The organism is Chryseobacterium sp. BLS98, assembly GCF_001045445.1.
Lineage (GTDB): Bacteria > Bacteroidota > Bacteroidia > Flavobacteriales > Weeksellaceae > Chryseobacterium.
Genome location: NZ_LFNF01000003.1, coordinates 1 through 23,139, shown reverse-complemented (window position 1 = coordinate 23,139; position 23,139 = coordinate 1). Strand labels below are relative to the sequence as shown.

At 37.7% G+C, this 23,139-nt stretch carries 21 protein-coding genes; 8 read left to right on the top strand and 13 right to left on the bottom strand.

Annotated elements, in window-relative coordinates; translation table 11 throughout:
- The first annotated feature begins 5 nt into the window (after nucleotides 1-5).
- Nucleotides 6-383: a YchJ family protein gene (locus ACM40_RS11205; protein WP_048502915.1), complete on the top strand. Its 378-nt coding sequence runs from the start codon at nucleotides 6-8 to the stop codon at nucleotides 381-383.
- A 38-nt stretch (nucleotides 384-421) separates the two neighbouring features.
- Here ACM40_RS11205 and ACM40_RS11200 read toward each other — a convergent pair whose 3' ends face one another.
- From ACM40_RS11200 to ACM40_RS11190, 3 genes are all read right to left on the bottom strand, one after another.
- Nucleotides 422-922: a peptidylprolyl isomerase gene (locus tag ACM40_RS11200; protein ID WP_040997023.1), complete on the bottom strand. Its 501-nt coding sequence runs from the start codon at nucleotides 920-922 to the stop codon at nucleotides 422-424.
- A 99-nt stretch (nucleotides 923-1,021) separates the two neighbouring features.
- Complete coding sequence (locus tag ACM40_RS11195) at nucleotides 1,022-1,273, bottom strand: VF530 family DNA-binding protein (protein ID WP_048502914.1); 252 nt, start codon at nucleotides 1,271-1,273, stop codon at nucleotides 1,022-1,024.
- 81 nt (nucleotides 1,274-1,354) lie between these two features.
- Complete coding sequence (locus tag ACM40_RS11190; RefSeq protein WP_048502913.1) at nucleotides 1,355-2,380, bottom strand: LLM class flavin-dependent oxidoreductase; 1,026 nt, start codon at nucleotides 2,378-2,380, stop codon at nucleotides 1,355-1,357.
- Between the two features lie 121 nt (nucleotides 2,381-2,501).
- Between ACM40_RS11190 and ACM40_RS11185 the strand changes: the two genes are divergently transcribed.
- On the top strand, nucleotides 2,502-3,308 hold the full coding sequence (locus ACM40_RS11185; RefSeq protein ID WP_048502912.1) for a hypothetical protein: 807 nt from the start codon (nucleotides 2,502-2,504) through the stop codon (nucleotides 3,306-3,308).
- A gap of 53 nt (nucleotides 3,309-3,361) precedes the next feature.
- On the opposite strand, the gene ACM40_RS11180 is transcribed toward ACM40_RS11185, so the two are convergent.
- A complete protein-coding gene (locus ACM40_RS11180; protein ID WP_048502911.1) occupies nucleotides 3,362-5,503 on the bottom strand; it encodes a S9 family peptidase in 2,142 nt (713 codons plus the stop codon).
- Between the two features lie 407 nt (nucleotides 5,504-5,910).
- On the opposite strand from ACM40_RS11180, the gene ACM40_RS11175 reads away from it, so the two are divergent.
- Together ACM40_RS11175 and ygiD are read left to right on the top strand one after the other, a co-directional pair.
- The gene (locus tag ACM40_RS11175; protein WP_048502910.1) at nucleotides 5,911-6,423 is read left to right on the top strand and encodes a YceI family protein; all 513 of its coding nucleotides are present in this window, start codon (nucleotides 5,911-5,913) and stop codon (nucleotides 6,421-6,423) included.
- A 110-nt stretch (nucleotides 6,424-6,533) separates the two neighbouring features.
- On the top strand, nucleotides 6,534-7,361 hold the full coding sequence (gene ygiD, locus ACM40_RS11170; RefSeq protein ID WP_048502909.1) for a 4,5-DOPA dioxygenase extradiol: 828 nt from the start codon (nucleotides 6,534-6,536) through the stop codon (nucleotides 7,359-7,361).
- 161 nt (nucleotides 7,362-7,522) lie between these two features.
- On the opposite strand, the gene ACM40_RS11165 is transcribed toward ygiD, so the two are convergent.
- The 4 genes from ACM40_RS11165 to hutH all read right to left on the bottom strand — a co-directional run bounded on the left by ACM40_RS11165 (nucleotide 7,523) and on the right by hutH (nucleotide 11,614).
- Nucleotides 7,523-9,013 (bottom strand): S8 family peptidase, encoded by a 1,491-nt coding sequence (locus ACM40_RS11165; protein ID WP_048502908.1) that lies wholly within the window; start codon nucleotides 9,011-9,013, stop codon nucleotides 7,523-7,525.
- A gap of 117 nt (nucleotides 9,014-9,130) precedes the next feature.
- Nucleotides 9,131-9,577 (bottom strand): GNAT family N-acetyltransferase, encoded by a 447-nt coding sequence (locus ACM40_RS11160; protein ID WP_048502907.1) that lies wholly within the window; start codon nucleotides 9,575-9,577, stop codon nucleotides 9,131-9,133.
- Between the two features lie 70 nt (nucleotides 9,578-9,647).
- On the bottom strand, nucleotides 9,648-10,115 hold the full coding sequence (locus tag ACM40_RS11155; protein WP_048502906.1) for a DUF2059 domain-containing protein: 468 nt from the start codon (nucleotides 10,113-10,115) through the stop codon (nucleotides 9,648-9,650).
- 8 nt (nucleotides 10,116-10,123) lie between these two features.
- Nucleotides 10,124-11,614, bottom strand: a complete 1,491-nt coding sequence (gene hutH, locus ACM40_RS11150) for a histidine ammonia-lyase (protein ID WP_048502905.1) — start codon at nucleotides 11,612-11,614, stop codon at nucleotides 10,124-10,126.
- 137 nt (nucleotides 11,615-11,751) lie between these two features.
- Between hutH and ACM40_RS11145 the strand changes: the two genes are divergently transcribed.
- Both ACM40_RS11145 and uvrC read left to right on the top strand, forming a co-directional pair.
- Nucleotides 11,752-12,513: a hypothetical protein gene (locus ACM40_RS11145; RefSeq protein WP_048502904.1), complete on the top strand. Its 762-nt coding sequence runs from the start codon at nucleotides 11,752-11,754 to the stop codon at nucleotides 12,511-12,513.
- A gap of 87 nt (nucleotides 12,514-12,600) precedes the next feature.
- Nucleotides 12,601-14,394, top strand: coding sequence for an excinuclease ABC subunit UvrC (uvrC, locus tag ACM40_RS11140; RefSeq protein WP_048502903.1), 1,794 nt, complete (start codon nucleotides 12,601-12,603; stop codon nucleotides 14,392-14,394).
- 60 nt (nucleotides 14,395-14,454) lie between these two features.
- Here uvrC and ACM40_RS11135 read toward each other — a convergent pair whose 3' ends face one another.
- Genes ACM40_RS11135 through ACM40_RS11125 form a run of 3 tightly spaced genes read right to left on the bottom strand, consistent with a single transcriptional unit; the run spans nucleotide 14,455 to nucleotide 17,212 of the window.
- Nucleotides 14,455-15,213 carry a hypothetical protein gene (locus ACM40_RS11135; protein WP_048502902.1) on the bottom strand — a complete coding sequence of 253 codons (759 nt, stop codon included), beginning with the start codon at nucleotides 15,211-15,213 and terminating at the stop codon, nucleotides 14,455-14,457.
- Between the two features lie 23 nt (nucleotides 15,214-15,236).
- Nucleotides 15,237-16,319: a PorV/PorQ family protein gene (locus ACM40_RS11130; RefSeq protein WP_048502901.1), complete on the bottom strand. Its 1,083-nt coding sequence runs from the start codon at nucleotides 16,317-16,319 to the stop codon at nucleotides 15,237-15,239.
- Nucleotides 16,320-16,336: 17 nt separating this feature from the next.
- Nucleotides 16,337-17,212 carry a DMT family transporter gene (locus ACM40_RS11125; protein ID WP_048502900.1) on the bottom strand — a complete coding sequence of 292 codons (876 nt, stop codon included), beginning with the start codon at nucleotides 17,210-17,212 and terminating at the stop codon, nucleotides 16,337-16,339.
- 237 nt (nucleotides 17,213-17,449) lie between these two features.
- Between ACM40_RS11125 and ACM40_RS11120 the strand changes: the two genes are divergently transcribed.
- On the top strand, nucleotides 17,450-17,977 hold the full coding sequence (locus ACM40_RS11120) for a GNAT family N-acetyltransferase (RefSeq protein WP_048502899.1): 528 nt from the start codon (nucleotides 17,450-17,452) through the stop codon (nucleotides 17,975-17,977).
- A gap of 293 nt (nucleotides 17,978-18,270) precedes the next feature.
- Entirely contained in the window at nucleotides 18,271-19,899 is a 1,629-nt protein-coding gene (locus tag ACM40_RS11115; RefSeq protein WP_048502898.1) for an acyl-CoA carboxylase subunit beta, read from the top strand.
- A gap of 262 nt (nucleotides 19,900-20,161) precedes the next feature.
- Here ACM40_RS11115 and ACM40_RS11110 read toward each other — a convergent pair whose 3' ends face one another.
- Together ACM40_RS11110 and ACM40_RS11105 are read right to left on the bottom strand one after the other, a co-directional pair.
- Entirely contained in the window at nucleotides 20,162-21,601 is a 1,440-nt protein-coding gene (locus tag ACM40_RS11110) for an AAA family ATPase (RefSeq protein ID WP_048503717.1), read from the bottom strand.
- 58 nt (nucleotides 21,602-21,659) lie between these two features.
- Nucleotides 21,660-22,778: a vWA domain-containing protein gene (locus tag ACM40_RS11105; protein WP_048502897.1), complete on the bottom strand. Its 1,119-nt coding sequence runs from the start codon at nucleotides 22,776-22,778 to the stop codon at nucleotides 21,660-21,662.
- Between the last annotated feature and the right edge of the window lie 361 nt (nucleotides 22,779-23,139).

The following is a 23,139-nucleotide window of genomic DNA, read 5'->3' as shown; positions in this document are numbered from 1 at the left end:
ATAATATGGATTGTCCCTGCTGTTCCGGGAAACCTTACGAGGAATGCTGTAAACCTTATCATACAGGAGAAAAGCATGCTCCAACTGCTGAAGCTTTAATGCGTTCAAGGTTTTCTGCTTTTGCAATTCCCAATGGAGATTATTTAATGGAAACTACATCTCCCGTTAAAAGACAATTTCACAATAAAAAAGATCTGCAGGAATGGGGTGAAATTAATACCTGGACAAAACTGGAAATTATAGATAAGCCCTCTGTGAGCAAGGTTGAATTTAAAGCCTTTTATACCGATGAGAAGGGACATCAGCAGGTTCATCACGAATTATCGAGATTCAAAATGATTCAAAACCGTTGGTTTTATGTGAGCGGAGAATTTTTAGAATAAAAAAATGTCCGGAAAAAATCCGGACATTTCATTATGGTTTAGTGGGCATCTGTCCCGTCAATTCCATGAGAGTGGCCATGTGCCAGTTCTTCTTCCGTTGCCGGACGTGTATTTAAAATTTCCACCTGGAAATCTAACACTTTCCCAGCCATTGGATGGTTAAGGTCTGCTACTACTCCTTCTGGAGTTACTTCCACCACAAAAGCCTGAAAATTATTACCCTGACCATCTGATAGAGGTAAAATAGCTCCTACAGGTGGAGTTCCAGATTCCTGGAACATATCAAGCGGCAACTGCACGATTGAATTCGGATCTTTTTCTCCGTAAGCTTCTTCAGGCTGAATCACGAAAGATGCTTTATCTCCTGCTTTCAGACCCTGAATATTTTGCTCAAATTTTGGAATCATTCTTCCTACCCCATATAAAAATGTAAGCGGATTTTCTGCGGTTGTTTCTTCAACAAGAATCTTGCTCCCATCTTCTTCGATGGTATGAAGTATGTAACTTACTGCTACAACATGGTTGTTTTCAATTGTCATATTTTTCTCTTTTTTTCGTGACGCTTTTCACGATTAACATCACAAATATACTATTTTTGAAATGATTGATTGCGGAAAACCGTTAAAACAAAAAACCTTTTAATCTCTTCTTTTTGATTCGTTCTTTTTTTTCTGTCTTAATACATAGAGGTACAGGCTTTCCACTTTGGTTCTCGCCCAGGGTGTTTTTCTGAGAAACTTCAGTGAAGAGCTGATGCTGGGATTATCTGTAAAACATTTTATATTGATCTGCTCGCCAAGTTTCTCGAAACCTTCGTAGTATTCTACCAGTTCTTCAAGAATGGCATCCAGTCTTTTTCCGTGTAGCGGATCTTTGGACGGTTCCTGCATTGCTATTTTTTTGTAAAAGTAATAATTATAAGATTAATATTTCTATAAGAAAATCCTGCTGACATACAGCAGGATTCTATTTTAAAGATTCTGAATAGCCGGTTTTACTTTTTCGCCGAACAATTCAATGGATTTCATCATGACATCGTGGGCAGGATCGCCGACATCCATATGCCCGATAAATCTAGTAATTCCAAAGATTTCCTTCATGTAGGCAATTTTATCCGCTACTTCTGCCGGGCTTCCTATAAATAATGCCCCGTCTCTTCCTCTTCCTCCGTCATACTGCATTTTGGTGTAAGGAGCCCAGCCTCTGGACGCCCCGATTCTGTCCATCTGTGATTTATAGTTGTTGAAATATCCGTCTACAACAGTCTGATCATCGCTTACAAAGGTGTGGGAATGGATGGCAATCTGCATTTTGGAAAGATCATGTCCGGCTTTTTGATATTCCTGCTTATAGAATTCCACCAGGTTTCTAAACTGCACAGGCATTCCTCCGATGATGGCTACCACTAAAGGCATCCCTAATTTTGCAGCGCTTAAAACAGATTGAGGAGTTCCTCCTACCGCTCTCCAGATTGAAAGTTTTCCATCATTTTTTGCTCTCGGATAGACGGTTTGATTCTGCATCGGAGCGCGAAGCTTTCCGGACCAGGTTACATTTTCTTCCGAATTGATTTTTAACAATAATTCCAGTTTTTCATCAAAAAGCTCTTCATAATCATTCAATGAGTATCCATACAACGGAAATGATTCGATAAAACTTCCCCTTCCTACAAATATTTCAGCTCTTCCGTCTGATATCAGGTCTAAGGTTGAAAAATCTTCATATACTTTTACAGGTTCCGAAGAACTCAAAACCGTTACTCCGCTTGCCAGCCTTATATTTTTGGTAATGCTCGCTGCTGCAGCCAGTACCATTTCCGGTGAGGAAACTGCATAATCCGGACGGTGATGCTCTCCCATGGCAAAAACATCAATTCCTACCTCATCCATTAATTTTACCTGATCCAATATTTCACGGATCTTTACCCCTGCATCTCTATATTTTCCGGTCGCCTGGTCAAAAGCCAGGTCCCCAAACATTCCTATTCCTAATTCCATATTTCTGATTTTATGTTTTACATTTTAGATAAGCAAAATTACGAATGCCGGAGATCAAAAACATTGATCTTTGATAAGAACGGATTTTTCCTATATTTGGGACTTATCACAATTTAAAAAAATGAAATCTTTTTTTTCTTTACTTTTGACATTATCAACCTGTCTTTACTTTTCGCAAAGCAAAACCAAAATTTACATCATTGGTAATATTCATGACAGCGTGCCCAATTATCACCCTAAAATACTGTTCAGCATCCTTGAAAAAGTACAACCGGACATTATCCTTCATGAAGTAGACAGCGAAGGTATGAAGGAATATGAATCAGATAAAAGCCTTAAAGGAAATGAAATAACGGCAAGCAATTTATATAAACTAAAATTCCCGGGAACATTAAGGTTTCCTTTTGATTTTGAAAACAGGAATCAGTATAGAAAAGACACGGGAATGGTTCCGACAGATAATTTAGCCGTAAAATTGATTGACAGCCTCTACAAAGCCAAAAAATTAGCACCCTCGGAAGTTAAAATCTATGAGAACTATCTCGGAACAACTCAGGATTTGATGAAAATTGCAGAATTATCTCCGGAGAATTTCAATAAACCTGCTACAGATAAAATTTCTGAAAAAAGACAGAATGCTCAATATTCCGGACTTTTAAAGATCGTTGAGGGAAGATCTGAATTTGTAAAAAAATTTGTTGTGAAACCCAATGGTGAAAAGATCAGCTATAAAGATGGTTTTACATTGATGTCCGGTTTTTGGGATCTCAGAAACCAGACTATGGCTAAAAATATTTATAAAATAGCTGAAAATTACCCTGGTAAAAAAATAGTGATCTTGACAGGTTTCCTGCATAGATATTATTTAATAAAAGAACTGAAAAGAATCAATAATGGTACTTATGTAATCAAAGAATTTTATGACTAAGCCTGATAAAATAATCTGAGCATTAAAAAATCCAGCCTTCCGGCTGGATTTTTTTACTTTTTCAGATACTGATCAAAGTAATCGGTTACTTTTTGCATCAGGTGAACCCTGTCCTTTCCGATTACATTATGCGGATGCCCCGGATACACAAAATAATCCAGCTGAACTCCATTATCTACGGCAGCTTTGATAAACTTGACGGAATGCTGCCAAACCACTACATCATCCTGAGCTCCATGAATCATCAGTAATTTTCCTTTCAGATTCTGAACTTTGTCAAGAAGATTAGCCGTGGCATATCCCTGAGGGTTTTCCTGCGGGGTATCCATATATCTTTCACCGTACATAATTTCGTACATTTTCCAGTCGATCACAGGACCTCCGGCAACGCCAACTTTGAAAACATCAGGATTGCGAAGCATAAAGCTTGTGGTCATAAATCCTCCAAAGCTCCATCCGTGAATACCCATTCTTTGGGAATCTACATAAGGAAGGGACTTTAAGTAATCTACGCCTTTCATCTGGTCGTTCATTTCGGTAGTCCCAAGGTTTCTGAACACTGCCTGCTCAAACTTCATTCCACGGTTAGCAGAACCTCTTCCGTCCATGGTGAAAATAATGTATCCGTTTTGCGCCATGTATTCGTACCAAAGGTTTCCTGATGCCGGGAAGGTATTGGTTACAAGCTGCAGGTGGGGTCCGTTATAAAGATAAACGATTACCGGATATTTTTTGGTGGCATCGAAATCTGTCGGAAGGATGATCTTCCCGTAAAGCGGTGTTCCGTCATCAGCTTTTAATTCTACATTTTTAATTTCAGGTCTCTGATAATTTTTCAATGTATTTTCTGCTGTAAGAATATTAGTGGACTTCGCCGTATTTGTATTAATGATATTGACAGATTTCGGCGTGCCTGCATTGCTGTAAGCATCATAAAGGTAATTCCCGTCACTGCTCAGGATTCCTGTATGTACCCCTGATGCATCATCCAGACGCTGCATTTTGAAGTTCGTCCAGTTGATTTTGTATAAATGCTTTTCCAGAGGTGTTTCTTTCGTAGAGGTGAAATAGATCTCCTTTTTCTTCTCATTAAAGCCTAAAATATCGGTTACCAGCCAATCTCCCTTAGTGATCTGGGCAACAAGTCCTTTCTCAAGGCTGTAGTGGAACAGATGATTATAACCGGTTCTCTGGCTCTGCCAGATAAAATCTGTATTGGAATTCGGGAAAAAAGTAAGCGGATGCTGAGGCTCTACATATTTATCACTGGTTTCTTCAAACAAAGTTTTTACCAGATTTCCTGTAGCCGCATCGTACTGATTCATTTTCATATGATTCTGACCACGGTTCAGAACTGCAACAAAAATATATTTTGAATCCGGACTCCATGTAACCGCTGTAAGATACTGATCTTTTTCGCCTTCAATTTTAAGGAAAGTGGTTGACTGATTTTTGATATTATAAACCCCTAAAGTTACTTCATGGGATTTCTGCCCTGCCATTGGATACTTGATATTGTGGTTCACTGCCGGCGTTACGGACCAGTCAATAACAGGATAATCCGCTACCATGGTCTGATCCATTCTGTAAAATACAACTGCTTCTGAATTGGGTGCAGGGAAAATTCCTGTATCGATCCCGAATTCATTTCTGTGGACTGCTGCACCGCCGTTGATGATATTTTCATCAGAGTCGTTGGTTATAGCCACTGTTTTTCCGTTTTTATTAACGAATAAATTATTTTTTACAGTAAATGCAAAGGTTTGGTTATCTCCGAATACTTTTACATTAGAAGCATTCGCGTCAACTGCAGCAGTTGTTTTTACTTTCCAGTCGTTGCCGGATTTCTCGATCCAGAACATTTTATCATTGGCATTAAAATAACCGCTTGACCCGCTGATGAATTTAATCTGTGGAACGGCTTTCAGCTGAGCATCAGAAAATGATTTGTTTAACTGAGTTAAAGATACGAGTGTATCCTGTTTGCTGGTCTTAAGATCGGTAATGAGATAACCGCCTTTTACAGCCTGGATATATGATTTACCGTCTGCTGTCCAGGAAAATTGGGAAATGTTTTTTACGGCCAGATTTGTCCTCAGTCCGTTCACTGCCTCCGCCATTGTAAATTTTTGGGTCTGTGCTATTGCAGAACTACCCAAAACCATCATCAATAAAGAAAATCTATATAATTTCATTGCATAAAATTGAATCCTTCAAAAATAAGAAATAAAAACCATCCGTTAACAAATGTTAAAATAAAACATTCATAAAACAGAATTAATGTACTGATAAAAATAAATTCTTAACTTAATGGTAGGAAAAATAGGGAGGAATTAGTGTGAAGGGTAAATTGTCAATGGTGATTTTTGCAGTACTAATTATTGACTATTGATTCTCGAAGCAAAACCAATCATTCACATGAACTTTGAGTGAATCGTCAATTGTCAATAGTGAATTAATCAGTACTAATTATTGACCATTCACTTGCAAAGCAAAATTGACCATTCACATCTCAATCTCATTTCTTAACCTAAATCAATGATTTGTATATGTTCTCCAACCTACATTTACAGTATTAATAACAAACAAAAAATACAATACAATGGCAACAAAATGGAACCTAGACCCAACACATAGTGAAATTACTTTCAAAGTAAAACACATGATGATCTCTAATGTAAAAGGAAGCTTCAGAACTTTCAATGCTGAAATTGAATCTGAAGACGATAGCTTCGCCAACGCTAAAACTACCGCTACCATACAGACTGATTCTGTATTCACGAACAATACAGACAGAGACAACCATTTGAAATCGGCTGAATTTTTCAATGCGGAACAATATCCTACTATTACATTTGAGTCCCAGGCTTTAAATGATAAAGTAACAGGAAATCTTACTGTAAACGGTATTACAAAACCTATCACTTTAGATGTAGACTTCGGTGGAATCAACGTTGATCCGTGGGGAAATACAAAAGCAGGATTTTCTTTTGAAGGGAAGATTAACAGAAAAGACTATGGACTTAACTGGAATGCAGCTCTTGAAGCAGGAGGCGTAATGGTAAGTGATGAAGTAAAAATAGCCGGAGAATTACAGTTTGTAAAACAGGCATAATACAGATACGGTTTTTGATAATATTTCAAAAACTACTATAAAATTAAAACATACAAAAGGTTCAGGGATTTTTCTAAAAGCCTTGAACCTTTTTCAATAATTACCTATTTATGAATCTCAACGATCTGCAAAATATCAGCGATCATTTCGGAAATACCCAAAGAATGCCTGTTCTGTTTTTAGGGCATGGCTCCCCGATGAATGCTATTGAAGAAAACCAGTTTGTACAGGGCTTCAGAAAAGCGGCTCAGGAAATTCCGAAACCCAATGCTATTTTATGTGTTTCTGCACATTGGTATACACAGGGAACTTTTGTAACGGCGATGGATATGCCCAGAACAATCCATGATTTCGGTGGTTTTCCGAAAGCATTATTTGATGTACAATATCCTGCTCCCGGAAGTCCGGAACTGGCCAGAGAAACAGTTGAACTTTTAGAGCCTGTTTTAGTAGAGGAAGATCACAACTGGGGACTTGACCATGGCGCGTGGTCGGTCATTAAACATATGTATCCTGATGCCGATATTCCGGTCATACAGCTGAGTATAGATTATACCCAACCTCCGCAATATCATTTTGATCTTGCCAAAAGGCTGAATAAACTCCGCGAAAAAGGAATTCTGATTATTGGAAGCGGGAATATTGTCCATAATCTCCGGCTGATTGACTGGAAAAACATTGACACCATAGGTGCCGGCTGGGACTGGGCTGTTGAAGCACGAGAAAAAACCAACAACTGGCTTCTGGACGGAAATTTCCAGAATATTATAGATTACCAGAAACAAGGCACGTTTCTTCAGTATGCTGTTCCCACACCGGATCATTACCTTCCGCTTATCTATACTTTAGGTTTAAAAGATAAAGCTGAAAACCTTTCCTTATTCAATGATGAACTGATCGGGGGATCTTTAAGTATGACCAGTGTAAGGATAGGATAACATGTGATGTTGAAATGCATAAAGTCTTAAAAAAGAGAATATCATCAATCCGGGCCGCTCACCAACAAAAGTGAATTTTCAAATAATAAATTGAAAATATGTTTCCACCTGATGAACGGCCCGTAGACTGAAATATTACCCGATATTTATATTTTAATAGGTTACTGTACTGCTTTCAAAACATTGATATTTCCGTATCCATAACTTGAATTGACAGTAGGATAATAAGTGGCAGACTGTCTCATTTTATTCAAGACCTGCCCTCTTGTCCATGAAGGATTTTTAGCCCAGACCAGCGCAGCAATACCTGCTGTGGCAGCGGTAGCAACTGATGAACCTCCTACATAATCAGCCTGATTGTTGTAATAACTTAAAACAGGAACTGTATTTCCGTTAGCTCTTTCCATCTGGAAGGTAAAATCAATCTGGCTTCCGGAGTGGCAAACGTCACATTTCTGGTTGGAAGTCCCTTCTTTTACTCCGGTTACAGCTTGTGTTTCGGACATGCTTGCCGGGAAAATCACCCCCACAAAATTGGTAAAACTGGTAGAAGTTCCTCCTGCACAGAAAATCAGCTTTCCTTTGGAATAGGCATACTTCACCCCATCTTCAATCTTTCCTACGGAGAAAATATGTCCCATCGACATGGAAATAATCTTCACACTGGTATTATTGGCCAGATCAGTGAAGGCTGTTTTTACTCCATTCTGCTCACTGGAAGTTTCCAGCACCACATTGGAAGCCGCACGGTAAGTAATGAGATTGGCATTGTAGGCAACTCCTACAGGAAGCCCTGCATTATTTTTTGGGGCCGCCATTACAGAAGCCATCTTGGTTCCGTGTCCGCATTGATCTGCCGGTCCGTCTGTAGTAGATCCGTTGACGTATGATCCGAATTTACTGATTGTTCTTCCTGAAGATGCTCCGGTATTAAAGCTGCTTCCCAATAAGGTCTGTTCGGGAGAAACTCCGGTATCAATGAGTCCTATGGTCACTCCTGCTCCTGTGCTGTAGCTCCATGCATTGGGAATATTGTGCTGGGTAAAAGCCCATGGAATTTTAGCGTTAGGGGCTGTTGTGGTATAGTCGGCAGCATTTAAAACGGCAGAATCAAATCCACAGCCTGAAGAACCACTTGATTTTGCATTGGGATTAAGACTGTTTTCTATTTCAAAATAATGATAATCCCCCGGTTCTACGTAGCGGATGGTTTTCATCTTTCTCAGCGCTGTAATAGTTTCTTCTTTCTCTACGATAACATCTATCTGATTAAGATACTGATCTGAGGAAATCAGAAACCTCGTCTGCTCCACACCTTCCTTCTGTCTGATGACATCAAGGATCTCAGCTTCCATTGCTTTGTTGTTTGCTGACAGGCTTCTGTCAAAATCATCTTTTGAAGATCCGAAGCCGATGGAAACCATTCTGTTTCCCCTGAAAACAGCGCTCCAAAGCAGATGGTCCGATGCATTTTTCCAGTTAAATGTCCCGGTGCTTTTGATCGTACTGTTAATTTCCGAATTGATTTGCTTCCCTGTTAAAGGGTCTTTCTGAACCATTTCAATAGAAGGATTTTCAGTCTGAAGTTCGTCCCTGGTACACGAATTCAATGTAAAGAACAGTGCCAGAAGGTAAAATGCACTTTTTTTCATAGTATTAATTTTATGGTTTGGAACCACAATATAACACTTTGATGTGAATTAAAAGCTTATAAAAAATGAATTTAATATTACCTGAATATGAATCTTTATATCAAGCTGCTAAAAAATCTATAGTAATTTTTCGTAGCAAACACTATTGTCAATACCAATATACTGTCCGTAATTAGGGATTCTGTAATATCCGTTTTTTTCATACAGAGCAATCGCTTCCGGCTGCTTGATCCCTGTTTCCAGAACACATTTGCTAAAGCCTTCTTCTTTGGCCCAGACTTCCAGTTCATTTAATATTTTCGATGCAAATCCTTTCCCTCTCATTGCCTCATCCGTATACATTCTTTTTATCTCTACGGCATCTTCAGAAAAAGGTTTATATGCACCACAACCAACAGCCCTGTCTTCAGAATAAGCTATCACACAGTTTTTAAGCATATCAATTGCATTAAACTGGTGATAGAATTCATGTTCTTCTCCATCACGAACGGCCAGATCGGCATCAAGGAGTTTAACTAGGTTCTGAAAATCTGTATTGGAAGAATCAGTTCTTTTGATGATCATTGGTTTATTCAAAAAATTTAATGTCAAACTGTAATGCAAAAAGCTTCCCCGGTAAGAGGAAGCCTATAATTTATTTATTTTCCGTTTTTTCCGGCATAGGTGGTGGCGGATTTTGGTAACCGGCTTTTTTATTAAGCCTTTCCTTTACCTTGATGGCCGTTTCCCTGCCTAACTTGCCTCCTGCTTCTATACTTTCCTTCATAATGGATGGTACAAGCGAAATACCTTTCTGTCCCAAAGGAGATTTATAAAATTTTATAAGTTCATCCATTTCCGGCTCTGTATAATATTTCATATAAATTGGGGCATACACCTCAATAATCTTTTCGGGTGTAATTTCTGAAATAAATTCTTTTACAAATTCATCCGAAATCTCAGGAGAAGTTTTTTTAAGCTCCTGAATCTGCGATTTCATTCCAGAAATAGCCAGTTTATCTGCTCCCATGATTTTGACAAGCTCCCGGGCTTTAGCATCAGAAGTTTGAGAAAATATAAATGTTCCGGCAAACAGACCTAAAACGGTGATTAGTCTTTTCATATAAATGATTAAGCGTCTACATTAAATTTTCTTTCATTGATCAGCTCTGCAATGGCCAGCATATCTTTACCTATCAGCCTGTCATCTTCAAGTTTTTTAACTTTTGAACGAATAATCGCATAGTTTTCTTCGATGATCTTCGAGCATTTTGAAGGTCTCCTGAATTCCAGTCCCTGTGCTGCAAACATTAATTCCACAGCTAAAATATTGACAAGATTTCCCAACACCTGATTGAATTTCCTGCCGGAAATACTTCCCATGGAAACATGGTCTTCCTGCCCCAGACTTGTAGGGATAGAATCTGCTGAAGCCGGGAAACACAGCGTTTTATTTTCCGTAACCAAAGCAGCTGAAGTATATTGCGGAATCATGAATCCTGAATTCAGTCCTGAGCTTTCCGTCAGTAATCTTGGGAGTCCGTATTTTCCTTCCAGCAATAAATAGCTTCTTCTGTCTGATATATTTCCAAGCTCTGCTGCTGCCAGTGTTGCATAATCCAATGGAAGAGCCATCAGCTGCCCGTGGAAGTTTCCTCCGGAAATAGATTCTTCAGCACTTAGAACGATTGGATTGTCTGTTACAGAATTCAGTTCTGTTTCTGCCATCATTTTAAGGTGTTCAAAAGCATTTCTGCTGGCTCCGTGTACCTGCGGAACACATCTCATGGAATAAGGATCCTGAACCCTTTCACAGTCTTCATGGGCCTTCATATTTTCTGAGCCTTTTAAAAATTTAACCATTCTGGCCGCTACTTTCTTGCTACCTTCGAAGGGTCTTATATCGTGAAGTTCTTTTTTGAACGGACTTTCAGAACCTCTGTAAGCTTCAATGCTCATTGCAGCAGTCATATCCGCAAGATTTAGTAAGTATTCAAACTTTTCCAATCCTTTAATTGCATGAGCCAGAATAAACTGGGTTCCGTTGATCAGTCCCAAACCTTCTTTAGGGCCTAATGCCAATGGTTCAAGACCATGTCTGTCCAGAACTTCCATGGTTTCGTAAATCTGATCTCCTTCCCAAACCTGTCCCAGTCCAAGCAATGGAAGCACAAGATGGGCAAGAGGAGCAAGATCTCCGGATGCCCCTACAGAACCCTGCTCCGGCACTACAGGAATAATATCTTTTTCCAGCATCAGGATTAGTCTTTCAATCACTTCCAGGGAAACTCCTGAAAATCCTTTTGATAAAGCATGAACTTTTGCAATGATCATGATTTTGGAAAGTTCTTTATGGATAGGTTTTCCTACTCCTACTGCATGGGAAATAATAAGATTATACTGCAGCTGGGCAGTTTCGTCAGCTGATATTTTGGTATCACAAAGAGGTCCGAAACCAGTATTGATCCCATAGACGCATCTATCGGACTCTACTATTTTCTGAACATTTTTCTGAGATTTTAGGATCTGTTCTTTGGCCGCTTTATTAAGTTTGGCTTTACCTGGTTTTTTACAGATTTCCAGAACATCATGGAAAGTGAAAACATCTACACCGTATATCATTTCTAAAAATTTTCTTAAAATTACACATTTAACGATAATTGGAAAAGCTAAATTTCGCTGTGTTGCATTTTTATAAACGATAAGTAAATTAATTTGCTATTTTTACTGCCGAAATTAAAAACAATTCTCAATAACTTATGAAACTTAAAACTTTACTGCTTACATTATGTCTTGCAGGTACTGCTACTTTCGCCCAGAAAGTAAAATATACTAAGGAAGACATTAAAAAAATGGAAATGTATCTCTTCAATGAAGGCTTTAATTCTCCATCTCCCAAGAAAACATCAACTATTATTTTAAAAGACGGAACTGCTCATAAAGGTTTCTGCAGCAAGATTGAAACAAAAAAAGGACAGATCTATGAGGTTTCTGTGAAAGACAGCATCACGAAAAAAAGTGAAGTCTTCAATGCTGACCAGATCCGTGAAATGTATGTATACCCTACCAATGCAGAAAAAATTGCAAAAGTTGGAAAATACATGGGAAATATCAGAAATTTCGGAACTAAAAAACTGACAAAGAATACGACCGGGGAAAGAATACACTTTGTTAACCAAACCGTTTCTCTGAAAAACAAAAAAGATGACAAAGAATTCCTGATGCAGCTTATCAATCCTGAGTTTAGTGATATCATTTCTGTTTATCATGATCCGAGGGCTAAAGAAACAACCGGATTTTCCGTAATGGGTTCCCCACAGCTTGGTGGCGGCGTTATCAAGTCTTATTATGTAAAGAAAGGAGATAAGGTGATGTGGCTTCACAAGGATGATTTTGAAGATAATTATGATTTCCTGTTTGGCGACAATGCAGAATTCATGAAAAAATATCCTAAAAATTCTGTTGAATGGGATTATTTCAGCTTTCTTGTGAATGAATATACTTCAATGAACAACGGATAAAATATTAAACCATATCATTAAAACTGCAGAAAATTCTGCAGTTTTTTTGTTCTTTTAAATCCCGGATGGATTCCGTAATTTTGTTATATGAATCCTTCTTTAGAATTACAGCTCAAAACTTTACCATCGGAACCTGGCGTTTATCGTTATTATGATAAAAACGATCAATTACTGTATGTAGGAAAAGCCAAACATTTAAAGAAAAGGGTCCTGTCCTATTTCAATAAAAACCTTCCGGGCTACCGAATTAAAATAATGGTGAGCAAGATTGCCCGCCTTGAAACAACCATCGTAAACAGTGAATATGATGCCCTTTTACTGGAAAACAACCTGATCAAGGAGCACCGCCCTTTTTACAATGTATTGCTGAAGGATGACAAGACCTATCCTTGGATCTGTATTAAAAATGAAAGTTTTCCAAGAATATTCCTGACCAGAAATGTAATCAAAGACGGTTCCGAATACTATGGTCCTTACGCTAAGGTACGCCCGGCAAAGATTTTACTGGATACCATTAAACATATTTATAAGCTCAGAACCTGTAATCTTAATCTTGCACCTTCAAAAATTGCAGAAGGAAAATATAAGGTTTGTCTTGAATATCATATTAAAAACTGTGAAGGTCCCTGTGAAGATCTGGAAAGTAAGGAGGATTATGATGAAAAGATCGATGCTATCCGCGGAATTATCAAAGGGGATTTCCGGAAAGCAAAAGAGTATCTGGTGAATCAGATGATGAAAATGGCTTCCAATCTTAAGTTTGAAGAGGCACAGATCATTAAGGAAAGGCTGGATATCCTGGAAGATTACCAGGCTAAGAATACGGTGGTAAATCCTAATATTGATGATGTGGATGTTTTTGGAATGACCAGTGATGAAACGGCGGCTTACGTCAATTTCTTCAAGATCAGGAACGGAAATATCATCCAGAGTTTTACTACAGAAATTAAAAAAATCCTTGAAGAAACCGATGAAGACATTCTGGAAGAAGCTTTAATCGAAATCCGGCAAAAGTTCGGTTCCGATTCCAAGGAAGTATTGCTTCCGTTCCATTTGTCTGTAGAGATTCCGAATGTAAAGCTCATCGTTCCGAAAGTTGGTGATAAAAAAAGAATCGTGGAGCTTTCCGAGAAGAACGCAAAGGAATACCGTTTAGAAAAATTGAAGCAGGTACAGATTGTAGATCCGGAAAGGCATACCAATAGAATCATGTCCGAAATGCAGAAGCTTCTTCGGATGCCTGTAGAGCCGAGACATATTGAAGGTTTCGATAACTCGAATATCCAGGGAACCAATCCTGTATCCGCCTGTGTCGTTTTTAAAGACGGTAAGCCAAGTAAAGCTGACTACAGGATTTTCCACCCGAAAACAGTGGAAGGAGCCAATGACTTTGCAACCATGGAGGAAGTCATCTACCGCCGTTATAAGAGGATGCTGGACGAAGGAGAAGATCTTCCGCAACTGATCCTTATAGACGGAGGAAAAGGGCAGCTTTCATCTGCCGTAAAAAGTTTAAAGTTATTAGGTCTCTATGGCAAAATCACGATTGTAGGGATCGCCAAAAGACTTGAGGAAATTTTCTTTCCCGAAGATTCTATTCCTTTATATCTTGATAAAAAATCTGAAACTTTAAAAATCCTGCAGAGAGTAAGGGATGAAGCTCACCGTTTCGGGGTAAGGCATCACAGAACAAGGCGAAAAAATTCTACCATCAAATCTGAATTGGAAGAAATTCCCGGCGTTGGAGAAAAAACCATTGAACTTCTGCTTTCCAAACTGAAATCTGTAAAACGGATCAAAGAATCAAGTATGGAGACTTTGGAAGAGATTCTTGGGAAAAGTAAGGCAGCCGTTATTTATGAATATTTCAACGGTAATTAAAAACAAAAAATCCTTAATTCAGTTTGGATTAAGGATTATATTCGTTTATTGTATTATGTCTTATTTTGATGAGAATACTTCTTTGGTAAATTCTCCATTGGATTGTGGCATATCGATCACAATATTTCCGTTTTCGAAATACCCGATGGTATAGCTTCCGTCCGAAAGTTTTACTCTAAAAACATCCTTTTTGGAGGAGGTTTTAAAAACAGCAAATGGCACAGAGCTTCCTCCGTCTGCCAGGATAAACTGATTGGTATCCACCTGGATTTTCTGTAGGTTTACTTTACCGTTGGTGTATTTTCCGGACTTATTTTCAGAAACGGATACAGATGAAGTCTCTTCAGTTTTTTTCACGACCTGTTGTTCTTTTGGGCTTTCAGATTTTGTAACCTGAAGACTAGCTACAGGATTTGAAACGGGAAGTGAAACCAGAGACCGGTTAAGCGCATCCTGATAGCCTTCTTTATATTCTTTAAGACTAGAATCTCCTTTTGAAGAAAATAATACTTTTCCATTACAGTCTTTGAATTCAACTTCTACTTTGTTTCTCAGAAAACTACTTTTATTATTGATATTGCCTACTGCAAAACTGCATGAGCTTTTATCAATTTCGGATGGCCATTGGTCTTTTCCTTCCTGAATCGCTATATAACCTTTAGTTTTTAAGGTTTTTATCAAAACTCCATCCAGACCATAGGACTCTTTTTCAAAATCCTTAAAGGTCTGAGGAATGGAAATATATTTATAATCTGAAACTTTCTGCCCGAAAACAGCTGTTACTGCGAGTATACATGTAAGTATGGAAATCTTTTTCATTGCTTTTAAATTACGTTTCAAAGTTAATCATTTCTGAACGCTCCCATATCCAGTTTAAGAGAGAAAAAATTGGAATAGAAATTAGATCCCCCGATTCCTGAATTGGTAATGGCGTAATCCAGTGTAAGTCCGCGGTATCTTATCCCCAGACCTGCACTCGGCTGGAAAGAAACTTTTCTTTTGAGGTCCTCAATATCTGTAATGGACTGGAACCTGTTCACCCCAAGCCGTACAAAGATCATTTTCTGATACCCAAGCTCAGCACCGGCATATGGAGTAATACTTGCAAAATCTGTAGATATCAGGGCTGCTGTTTTGGCAAAATCAACATTGATACCGGCTTCCGGCAATACATAAATACTGCTGTTAATATTGAATATTTTACTTGCCCCTACATTCAGTTTCGGCATTGTAAGCTCCATTTTATCTTTTGGTGCCGGGTTAAATTCTTCACCGTTCACCACTGTTGAAAGTTCTCCCTGGTTAATGCTCCAAAAGTTTACCGTAGTAGTTGCATCACGCAGCATTCCACCGAATTTCCACCCATTGTCTGCTTTATAGATAGCTCCGATATCGAAACCAAACCCATAACCACTGGCGAATTTCCCGACATTTCTGTAAACAATTTTAGCATTTACTCCGACATCAAGCTTAGTATTCCCTGCAGGATTAAATGCATAGGAAAGAATAGCAGCATAATCTGACTGGGAAAATTTTGTAATTTTATCATAATCGATATTACCTTCAGAATCAATCATTTGGGTTGTGTTCAGGATATTATCTACCCCCAACCTTACAATTGAAACTCCAAACACTCCTTCTTCCAGCACTTTTGCGTAAGCCAGATAATCATACTTCGCGATGGATTCGAAATATTCTGCGTGCATTGCTGCTCCCTGCCAGTCTTTCTCAATGGCCATTAAACCGGCTGGGTTCCACATGGGGGAATACACATCATCCTGGTTGGAAATTACCGCCCCTCCCATGGCTAGCCCTCTCGCTCCGGCTCCGATATTTAAAAATTCATTGGAGTATTTTCTTATGATCTGAGATTGAGACAGCCCAAACAGCAGTGAAAATGCAAGTAAAAAATATTTCTTCATCATATAAATTTGATGCTTAGTTAAAGTTTTTTTTGTTTTCTGGCTTTCATTAATCCGTTTGCAATGATTGCCAGTATCATAACGCCTGAAGCCACATAAAATATAGGACTCATTTCTTCTGATTCTCCAAAGATAAAAAAAGCTAGTATAATTCCGTAGACAGGTTCTAAATTAACTGTTAAAATTAGAGTAAAAGGCGAAATATATTTCATCAGCTTCACCGATTCCAGCATTGGAAAAGCAGTAAAAACGCTTGCCAATAAGCATATTAACGCCAGATCTCTGTAGTTTATTTCATTCATCTGAAAAATCTGCCCTGTAAACATATAAAATAAGGCAAGAACAAACCATCCGCTGAAAATTTCATAGAATATAATGTTTCCTGAGCTGGTTTTACCAAACATTTTGCCATTAAAAACAGAGAAAACAGTCCCGAACACCGCACAGAGTATTCCGTAAATAATCCCTTCTTTGAAATGAAATTCGGTTTTAAAGATTAGTAATATACAGGCAACTATCACCACTCCCATCACGACTTCTGATATATCAATCTTTCTTTTAAAAATTACAGGCTCCAATATGGATGCAAACAGCGTAGAAAGCGACAGGCAGCTCAGTGCTATCGAAACATTGGATACTTTGATCGAATAAAAAAAACAGTACCAGTGAAGCGCCATGGCACAGCCTATTCCTGCAAGCTGAAAAAATATTTTCCTGGACACCTTAATACTTTCCTTTTTATAAATCCTGATAAAGACAAATAAAAACACAGCAGCAAACAGCATTCTGTAAAATACAAGAACCTGGGCATTGGCATGAATCAGCTTTCCCAAAATTGCAGTGAACCCCCATAAAAAAACAATCAAATGCAGCCTGAAAAGCGCTAATTTTTGCATATCCTAACTTCTGTAAATTTTTAACAGGCAAATTTACAAATAGGGTTTTATAAATCTCATAAAAAAATATAAATATTACTTTAACAAATAATTATTTGGCCTGTTTTTATATTTTTTCTATAATTAATTTAAAAAATTAATACAAAAGATATATTTTCTGAGGTATTAAACAAGATTAAAATTGTATTGGATTGGGATACAAAACTTTATTATGAAGAAAAATTATAGATTTGCTTAATGAAATTAAACACAAATATTAGAATCAAAACGGATCGGTTGATACTGAAGCCTGTGGAAGACCTGTACATTGATGATATTAACGAATTTTTCACAGCAGAAGTTACCAAGTACATGCCTTTCAATCCAACAGGCGATAGGAATGACGTCCTGAATTTTGTAAATTCATCCAAAGAATCTCTCTTAAAAAATACCGATCTCGTCATGGCCGTTCTTGATCTAAATGAGAAATTTATAGGCTGCTGCGGAATTCATAATATATCGGGAGAGTCTATAGAACTTGGGCTTTGGTTAAGAAAAGATAGGCAGGGTATGGGATTAGGGACTGAAATTATTACCAGTCTGATTGAATTTTTAGAAAATAATTTTACCTTTCAATATATTTTCTACCCCGTTGATGAAGAAAATATAGCCAGCAGAAGAATTCCGGAAAAGTTAGGCTTCAGTCCTTATAAAAAATACAGGAAAAATAAAGGCACATCTTCTTATCTGAATATAATAGAATACAGAAAATATTATTCTGAGTAATTCTTCTCCTAACCTGAACCTAATGCACATAAAAAACCCTGAAAATTTGTTCAACGTTCAGGGCCTTCAAATAATAAACTATTAAAAAAATAAACTAGGAACTTAGAGTAATTATCAGGGAATATGATCCCTTTTACTCTGAAGTAAAGTTAGAAAAAATATCAGTAATTTAAAAATATTTTTTTGTTAAAAATTTCACAATTTTCTGAGAACCAATATATTAAACACTTGTTTTACTTCGATCTTCATTCATTATAAAAATAGTATCTTTAGCCGTAAAAAATTGAAATTTTATGGACCTTGAATTTAATAAACGGGAAGATCAAAATAGATTAAAATTATCTGATATCAATCAATTACTTGCTGAAATAAAAAAAGGAGGCGGAGAAAAGAGGCTTCAAAAGCTTCGTGATGAAGGAAAAATGACAGCCAGAGAAAGAATTGAATATCTTCTTGATAAAGGTTCAGACTCTATAGAAATCGGTGCATTTGCAGGTTATGAAATGTATGAAGAGCATGGAGGCTGCCCTAGCGGCGGAGTGGTAGTCGTAATGGGCTATGTTTCGGGCAGGCAGTGCATTGTTGTTGCCAATGATGCTTCTGTAAAAGCCGGAGCCTGGTTTCCCATTACCGGAAAAAAGAACCTAAGGGCACAGGAAATTTCAATGGAGAATAAACTTCCGATCATCTATCTGGTAGATTCTGCAGGAGTTTATCTTCCAATGCAGGATGAGATTTTCCCTGATAAAGAGCATTTCGGCAGAATTTTCAGAAATAATGCCAAGATGAGCTCTATGGGAATCATCCAGATCTCAGCGGTTATGGGTAGTTGTGTTGCCGGAGGTGCTTACCTTCCTATCATGAGTGACGAAGCTATGATTGTTGACAAAACCGGCTCTATATTCCTTGCCGGAAGCTATCTTGTAAAAGCAGCTATCGGGGAAAGTATTGATAATGAAACGCTGGGCGGAGCTACTACACACTGCTCAATTTCAGGAGTTACTGATTATAAAGCTAAAGATGATAAAGATGCTCTGGACAGAATCAAAAATATCATGAAGTCTATCGGAAGTACTGAAAAAGCAGGATTTGACAGAATAGAAAGTTTTCCGCCAAAAGAAAATCCCGACAATATTTTTGGGATTGTTCCAGTCTCAAGAGCAGAGCAGTATGATACCTATGAAATCATTAAATGCCTGGTAGACAATTCAGAATATGAAGAATATAAACCTGATTACGGAAAAAGTATTATCTGTGCTACAGCAAGAATTGACGGATGGTCTGTAGGAATTGTAGCGAACCAGAGAAAGCTTGTGAAAAGCGGAAAAGGTGAAATGCAGTTTGGAGGAGTCATTTACTCAGATTCTGCTGATAAGTCAACGAGATTCATTGCCAACTGTAACCAGAGAAAGATTCCTTTAATATTCCTTCAGGACGTTACAGGATTTATGGTAGGTTCAAAATCCGAGCATGGCGGTATTATTAAAGACGGAGCTAAAATGGTGAATGCCGTTTCAAATTCTGTAGTTCCTAAATTCACGATTATTACTGGAAACTCTTATGGAGCCGGAAATTATGCCATGTGTGGTAAAGCTTACGATCCAAGATTAATTGTAGCGTGGCCATGGGCGGATCTTGCTGTAATGGGTGGATCACAAGCAGCAAAAGTTTTGGTTCAAATCCAGGAATCTACTTTGAAAAAGCAAGGTAAAGAAATCTCTGAAGAAGAACACAATGAAATCTTAGATACCATTACAAAAAGATATCAGAAGCAAACTGAAGCTACTTATGCTGCTGCAAGACTTTGGACAGATGCTATCATCAATCCTACAGATACAAGAAAATGGATTTCTATGGGGATTGAAGCTGCCAATCATTCTCCTATTACTGAAAAATTCAATCTGGGAGTTATCCAGGTTTGATAATTTTGGTTACCCTTAAAATATAAAAAGATGTGGAAAACGAATTCCACATCTTTTTTTGTTTTAAGCTTTTAGAAATATTGTAATTTTTTAAAGTTCTTTATTCTTTAATATTTATAAATATTGATTGCACCTAGCCCCGATTGCAGCAATTGTTTGAGCTCATTTTCTATTTTTGGGTTGCGGCGGCTTTGCCGCCGCAACCCAAAAATAGAAAATAGCGAGTGCGGAAAGCGGGAAATAGCTTCACATAAATTTAATTCTAAGAAAAGAACACTCCTGTTCTGAATCTCTCTTTATTGAGCTTTTTATTAACTGCCAGTCCCCAAAGAATAAACTCTTTCAAGAATAAAATATCTTCCGGCAGCGTATCCGGCTGATATTTTTCAATGATTTGGTCAAGAGGTTTAATTCTGTTAAGAGATTTTGCATAGACTTCATCCGAAGATTCATCCGTAATTTCCAAAGAGCCGTCGTCTTCCAGAAACCAATCCGTAATCTGGCTGAACGGTCCGTCAATATTTTTTTTCTCCAGCTTTTCTACTTTTGGGAAATAAGATGTAAATAAAGTTCTGATTGCATTATCAATCAACAATTGAGCAACCGCTTCTGCACCTTCCTGCTCTCCTTCATATACCAATTCTACTTTTCCTGTAATCGCCGGGATAACACCCACAAAATCGCCTAATCTTACAGTTGTTGTTTCATCACCTGTTAACAAAGATCTGCGTTCTGCAGTACTCAATAAATTTTCAAAAGCAGTGATACTCATACGGGCACTCACTCCGCTTTTTGAATCTACATATTCACTTTCACGAGCTTCAAAACCGATCTGTTCCAAAAGATCTTTGGCCAAAGAAGGAACATATACTCCATTTTTCTGACGACTGTCTAAGCTGGATTCGTACCTGGTAATTTCTCTTGCAATATTGATATTTTCAGGATAATGGGTCAAAATCTGCGACCCGATACGGTCTTTCAGCGGAGTTACAATACTTCCTCTGTTCGTATAATCCTCAGGATTCGCTGTGAAAACAAACTGGATATTCAAAGGCATTCTCACTTTAAATCCACGAATCTGCACATCTCCTTCCTGCAAAATATTAAACAGAGAAACCTGGATTCTCGCCTGAAGATCCGGCAATTCATTGATAACAAAAATACAGCGGTTCGCACGCGGAATCATTCCAAAATGGATCACACGGTCGTCTGCATAAGAAAGTTTAAGATTAGCAGCTTTAATGGGATCTACATCCCCAATAAGATCGGCAACCGTAACATCCGGAGTCGCCAGCTTTTCAAAAAACCTTTCATCACGGTGAAGCCATTCTATCGGAGTATTATCACCTTCTTTTTCGATTAATTCTTTAGCATAACGTGAAATTGGATTGAGCGGATCATCATTAATTTCACTTCCTGCAATAAAAGGAATCCATTCATCCAGTAAAGACGTCATCATTCTTGCCAGTCTGGTTTTTGCCTGACCCCTTAATCCTAATAAATTAATATTATGGCGGCTTAAAATGGCGTGCTCCAATTGAGGAATAACCGTATTTTCATATCCGAAAATTCCTTCAAATACAGACTCTTTATTACGAATTTTAGCTTTTAAGTTATCTCTTAATTCGTCTTTAATATTTTTTGATTTGTATTCTGATGCTCTTAATGAGCCTAATGTTTTTATAGTTGGCTTTTCAGTCATTTTATTTAAAATCTGATTGATTACTTTTTGAATTATATTTTTTGTTGAGAATGAATTTTTAGCGAATTCTTTTCTTACGATTAGATTCATAATCTTCAAAAATCATGTTACCTAATCCGTTGAGTCCCGTATAAAATGCTTTCCCTTGGTTGGCTTGGGTAAATTCACTTACAAATTGCTGCAGATAAGGATCCTGCGCAATCATAAAAGTCGTAATAGGAATGTGCAGCCTTCTGGCCTGAGACGCCATATTATAACATTTCTGAACAACGTATTCATCAAGACCGAAAGAATTCATGTAATAGGTACCATCAGCCTGACGTACACAACTTGGCTTTCCATCGGTAATCATGAAAATCTGTTTATTGGTATTTCTTTTTCTGCGCAAAATATCCATCGCCAGCTGAAGTCCGGCAACCGTATTTGTGTGATACGGGCCAACCTGTAAGTAAGGCAGATCCTGAATTTTAACAGGCCATGCGTCGTCTCCAAAAACAATGATATCCAAAGTATCTTTCGGATAACGTGTTGTAATTAATTCTGCAAGTGCCATTGCCACTTTTTTGGCCGGAGTGATACGGTCTTCACCATACAAAATCATACTGTGACTGATGTCGATCATCAAAACCGTGCTCATCTGAGATTGGTGAATACTATCTTCAACAATTAAGTCATCTTCAGTAAGATGAAAATCTCCGATCCCATTATTGATCTGGGCATTTTTAAGACTTTCGGTAATAGAAATTTTCTCTACCGGATCTCCAAAGTTATAATTACGAAATTCCCCTGTTGTATCTTCTCCTGTTCCGCTTTTATTAGTTTTATGATTTCCATTTCCACTTTTTCCAAGATTCCCGAATATTTGATTAAGCGCTTGTTTACGGATATTCTGCTCCATTTTTGCACTCAGCCGAATTCCGTTCCCACCATTAGGATCAACTTCTTCACGGATATATCCTTTCTTTTTAAGGTCTTCAATAAAATCATCAATTGTATATTCCGGAGTAGTCAATTGGTATTCTTCGTCCAACATTCGAAGCCAGTCGATTGCTTCATCAAAATCTCCTGAGGTATGGGTCAGCAAATCTGTAAAAATTTCCAGCAACCGATCAAATACAGATAATTCCGGCGCTTTATAAGTTTCAAATCTGAACCCTCTCACAATATGCTCTTTCATAAAATAAAGTTACAACATAAATAAAAGACCTTTAAGAGATTTAATCTATTTTAATTTTTATGAATAGAAATAATCTTAATTATTTTCAAGATAGAATAAGGAAAATCACAACTCTGAGTTTTGTGGATTATTGCTTATTGCAAAGATAGGGGATTAGGGATTAGGGATTAGGGATTAGGGATTAGGGAAAATTACACAGATTACCCGTATCATGTATAACTTACTATTCATTCATCATTCATCAATGATCATTTGTTTGAATATAGTATCGCGATGGATGTGTCCCTGGAGTAAAGTGAATTAAAGTAAAGTGATGTATATAACAAAAAAAGTCTCACACAAACAAGTTGTATGAGACTTT

Excerpts from the sequence above, each read along its gene's own strand:
- ACM40_RS11205 (WP_048502915.1), top strand. The coding sequence starts at position 6 with ATGGATTGTCCCTGCTGTTCCGGGAAACCTTACGAGGAATGCTGTAAA.
- ACM40_RS11200 (WP_040997023.1), bottom strand. The coding sequence starts at position 922 with ATGACAATTGAAAACAACCATGTTGTAGCAGTAAGTTACATACTTCAT.
- ACM40_RS11195 (WP_048502914.1), bottom strand. The coding sequence starts at position 1,273 with ATGCAGGAACCGTCCAAAGATCCGCTACACGGAAAAAGACTGGATGCC.
- ACM40_RS11190 (WP_048502913.1), bottom strand. The coding sequence starts at position 2,380 with ATGGAATTAGGAATAGGAATGTTTGGGGACCTGGCTTTTGACCAGGCG.
- ACM40_RS11185 (WP_048502912.1), top strand. The coding sequence starts at position 2,502 with ATGAAATCTTTTTTTTCTTTACTTTTGACATTATCAACCTGTCTTTAC.
- ACM40_RS11180 (WP_048502911.1), bottom strand. The coding sequence starts at position 5,503 with ATGAAATTATATAGATTTTCTTTATTGATGATGGTTTTGGGTAGTTCT.
- ACM40_RS11175 (WP_048502910.1), top strand. The coding sequence starts at position 5,911 with ATGGCAACAAAATGGAACCTAGACCCAACACATAGTGAAATTACTTTC.
- ygiD (WP_048502909.1), top strand. The coding sequence starts at position 6,534 with ATGAATCTCAACGATCTGCAAAATATCAGCGATCATTTCGGAAATACC.
- ACM40_RS11165 (WP_048502908.1), bottom strand. The coding sequence starts at position 9,013 with ATGAAAAAAAGTGCATTTTACCTTCTGGCACTGTTCTTTACATTGAAT.
- ACM40_RS11160 (WP_048502907.1), bottom strand. The coding sequence starts at position 9,577 with ATGATCATCAAAAGAACTGATTCTTCCAATACAGATTTTCAGAACCTA.
- ACM40_RS11155 (WP_048502906.1), bottom strand. The coding sequence starts at position 10,115 with ATGAAAAGACTAATCACCGTTTTAGGTCTGTTTGCCGGAACATTTATA.
- hutH (WP_048502905.1), bottom strand. The coding sequence starts at position 11,614 with ATGATATACGGTGTAGATGTTTTCACTTTCCATGATGTTCTGGAAATC.
- ACM40_RS11145 (WP_048502904.1), top strand. The coding sequence starts at position 11,752 with ATGAAACTTAAAACTTTACTGCTTACATTATGTCTTGCAGGTACTGCT.
- uvrC (WP_048502903.1), top strand. The coding sequence starts at position 12,601 with ATGAATCCTTCTTTAGAATTACAGCTCAAAACTTTACCATCGGAACCT.
- ACM40_RS11135 (WP_048502902.1), bottom strand. The coding sequence starts at position 15,213 with ATGAAAAAGATTTCCATACTTACATGTATACTCGCAGTAACAGCTGTT.
- ACM40_RS11130 (WP_048502901.1), bottom strand. The coding sequence starts at position 16,319 with ATGATGAAGAAATATTTTTTACTTGCATTTTCACTGCTGTTTGGGCTG.
- ACM40_RS11125 (WP_048502900.1), bottom strand. The coding sequence starts at position 17,212 with ATGCAAAAATTAGCGCTTTTCAGGCTGCATTTGATTGTTTTTTTATGG.
- ACM40_RS11120 (WP_048502899.1), top strand. The coding sequence starts at position 17,450 with ATGAAATTAAACACAAATATTAGAATCAAAACGGATCGGTTGATACTG.
- ACM40_RS11115 (WP_048502898.1), top strand. The coding sequence starts at position 18,271 with ATGGACCTTGAATTTAATAAACGGGAAGATCAAAATAGATTAAAATTA.
- ACM40_RS11110 (WP_048503717.1), bottom strand. The coding sequence starts at position 21,601 with ATGACTGAAAAGCCAACTATAAAAACATTAGGCTCATTAAGAGCATCA.
- ACM40_RS11105 (WP_048502897.1), bottom strand. The coding sequence starts at position 22,778 with ATGAAAGAGCATATTGTGAGAGGGTTCAGATTTGAAACTTATAAAGCG.